The sequence below is a fragment of the Microcystis sp. M049S2 genome (assembly GCF_020245625.1).
Classification (GTDB): Bacteria; Cyanobacteriota; Cyanobacteriia; order Cyanobacteriales; family Microcystaceae; genus Microcystis; species Microcystis ichthyoblabe_A.
This window is the reverse complement of record NZ_JADBUN010000044.1, coordinates 1-3,042: the sequence shown is the minus strand read 5'-3', so window position 1 is coordinate 3,042 and position 3,042 is coordinate 1. Positions and strand designations below refer to the sequence as shown.

2 protein-coding genes and 1 pseudogene are annotated in these 3,042 nt (G+C 39.1%); all 3 read right to left on the bottom strand.

Translation table 11 applies throughout. The annotated features are described in order from the left end of the window. Positions 1-870: 870 nt before the first annotated feature. Positions 871-1,581, bottom strand: a complete 711-nt coding sequence (locus tag IM496_RS03870) for a choice-of-anchor R domain-containing protein (protein ID WP_287661274.1) — start codon at positions 1,579-1,581, stop codon at positions 871-873. Positions 1,582-2,209: 628 nt separating this feature from the next. Further along, a complete protein-coding gene (locus tag IM496_RS03865; protein WP_194015745.1) occupies positions 2,210-2,686 on the bottom strand; it encodes a helix-turn-helix domain-containing protein in 477 nt (158 codons plus the stop codon). Between the two features lie 267 nt (positions 2,687-2,953). Next, positions 2,954-3,042 (bottom strand): annotated as a pseudogene (locus tag IM496_RS03860) (photosystem Q(B) 2 domain protein); the annotation flags it as partial.

Sequence of the window (3,042 nt, the reverse complement as noted above, 5' to 3'; positions counted from 1 at the left end):
TGCATTATTCATGAAGACTTTGGAAAATCCTCGAAAGCCTTGGCAAGAAGTTCATCTAGCGATCTGGCTGAAAAACAGTCTGTTTTTTGAGATGTCCTCACAATCAGGTTTTTGCCAGTTGGTGAATAATGCAGGCTAGTAACATCCCGCCAGAAGAAAATTTTCCTCAAGTTTTTTTATTCCTGAACTTACCACATACATATATACTAATACTAAATTCGGTTATTAAAAACTGATTATTTATTCCCCCTTTTGCCTCTTGCCTTCTGCCTCTTGCCTCTCCTCATAAGTAGCCTATGCTCAACGGATTTAGTATAAAATAGCTGAAAACCTTTATCCGTCAATGTATAGACCCATTAACTTTTCTTAATGTACTCATGTTTATTGTAATATTTCTCAATAGAAAGGGATGAAGCCTATTTGCTAAAATGGTAGTCGTGTATATAGAAAAAGTTTTTAACCGTAATTTCCCTCCACCGTTCTTTTTCCAGAATTCTACCGAGAAGGGGATTAGGTGTCACTTGCCGCAGCTAAACTTCTCGAAGATTATGGCACACTTGTCACAGAAAGTCGAGAAGGGCCGAAAGTGCTTTCGTTAAAGTAAAAATTTGCTCGTTGGTTCAATAATAAAAAAACACGCCGCTAACACTTCGATACGGGAAAAATTGCCTGAGAAATACTTTTTTTTGATCGAAAAATTAGCGGTAATTTGTTTTTATTTACAGAAGTTAATCGTGCTTTGATAAATCTCTATATCACGATAATGTCAAGAAGATTTACCAATGAAAACTAGGGAATCGTTAGGATATCCCCTCGTTTACTGAGACATCGAACACTGATGATGGAAAGATGTTTCCATTCAGCTAATTTCTAAGCACGAGTAGAGAGTTTTTTCAACCTAGAGGCTAACCCCAATCCTCCTAATCCTAACAAAGCAACAACGGAACCCGGTTCGGGAATATTAGTAGGGGGAGGGGGAGAAGTGTTTACTGTCCCGTTAACGCTGAATTGAAAAGCCTTAAGTCCATCACCAAAAGGAGTCCAAGAAAGTCCTTGATTACCACTAAAAAAGGCACTATCACCAATCGACCAGCCAGGCTCCCCTGTTTGGTTGACAGAGTCAGTCAGACCCCATCTATATAATCCACTGCCGCTTGATGAAATCCCGGCAACTAACCAGTAGTCAGTACCAGAGGCTAATGTTTGCGGAGTAGTAAGGGTAAAGTTGTTATTGGCGGCAGTGGTAGTAATGGAAACAGGGTTAGTAAAACTGGTTATCAGATCACCGAGTCCCCCGGCGTTGTCCTTATGGAGACGGACAAATAAATTGGCATCTTGAGTGAATTCCCGAAACCAAAGAGTGACCGAGTTAAGAGTATAACCATAACTGCCACTGCCAGTTCTAAAACTTGAACGTACCCATCGATCAAATGTTACGTCGCCTCCGGTAGTTTGTGGAGTTGTTGTAGGTAGATTCTCAACGAGGGTGGCGGCAGAAGCTTGTTGTCCTAAGCTAAAGAAAAGAAGGAGAGCAAGGCTGCTCCCCCCCATTTTCGCCAAAATTTGCTGGTCTTTGGTCATTTTTCAAACCCTAATGCTAAAAAGGATAAAGTTAACTCGATTGATGGCCTATCTTTTGAGGGCTGCCTTAGAAGATAATCCTCGCAATAACTTAGCATAGATTCCTAGCTTTCGGGAAGGTATATCGGCAACATTTATACGCACTGATATAAAATTAATCATATATCTTGTCGCTGAAAGTGTTGTGTCCGTTCAACCAATTTCTGAGCGCGAGTAGATAAGATAGCCGTTGACGACGAGGAACAAACTACTTGGGTATAAATTTGTTGGGAGTAGTTTTCATAACAAATCATCCTAAGTACCTAAGCAAAATTAATTACACATCTAAGCCGTCAGCCCTCAGACTTCGGCTAGGCTCACTCGATCCGCTCACTAACACGAACGCTTTTTCAGTGATCGGTAAATAGTGAACTAAAAACTCAAATCCAATCGCTGATAGCTGTCTCCCATATCGACTAGGAAATTAATTTTGCACGACTACTTATAAGCTACCAGAGTTTTCTAATAATCGGTTTTAAGCCGATTCGATGTTCGTCAAATAACCAGATAACTACCTGAGTATTGGTAAATTTATCTCTTAATTCTTGGACTTTTACTGGTAAATTCTGCTTAATTTTTTTTGATTAAATTAGTTATTATTTTTATGTTTTGGCTTGGGTTCTTGACAACAATGTCTGAACTTTTTTAAGTAATCCCATCCCCTTTGATTCCAAACTTTTTCTCGTCCAGTTTCCTTTTCTATCCATCTAGCCACTTTTGGACCAGTCCATATCCCACCATCAGCAGGAAGTTTTTTCAGTTCTTCTTTTAATTTTTGCCATTGTTCTTCCTTCAACAGAGGTTCTTTTCCTCTCCGATGTTCGTGACTCTTTTTCTTGAGATTTTTAACGCCTTCTTCTCCTAACTCATTATATCTTTTGAGAATTTTAAAACTATATTGATAATCTAATCCGACGGCTACTGCCGCATTTTTTATTGTCCATCCTAAAGATATTTTCCACAACAAGTGCCATCTTCTTGTTTCCACCGAATCTTGACTTGCTCTGTATCTATCTTTCAGTTCCTCTGAACTTAGATGTTTAGCTAAGTAAGCTTTTTTGGGCATTTTATTTCCTGGTCTTTACTCACCCTATTATAACGGGATTCATTATAACTCTTAATGAAAATCTCTCAGTCTTAATCATAACAAAAACTTCATCTATTAACCTTCTGTAGTCGCTCTTGTCCTTTGGGTTAAAGATTCATCTAAACTACACAGCAATTTTATCGAGTCAAATAAACCCATATTTTCGTTAAAAAAGGAAAATATAAGTATAATCAAACAACAAAAAAGCACCCCCTCGCGGGAGTGCCTTTTCGTTCAGACTAGGAATTAACCATTGATAGCGGGAGCGGTCAGAGCCACAGGAGCCTGTTCACCACTAGCTAAGTCTAAGGGGAAGTTGTGAGCGTTGCGCTCGT

Bases quoted from the DNA above. Each gene is read 5' to 3' on its own strand.
- IM496_RS03870 (WP_287661274.1), bottom strand. From the start codon at position 1,581: ATGACCAAAGACCAGCAAATTTTGGCGAAAATGGGGGGGAGCAGCCTT.
- IM496_RS03865 (WP_194015745.1), bottom strand. From the start codon at position 2,686: ATGCCCAAAAAAGCTTACTTAGCTAAACATCTAAGTTCAGAGGAACTG.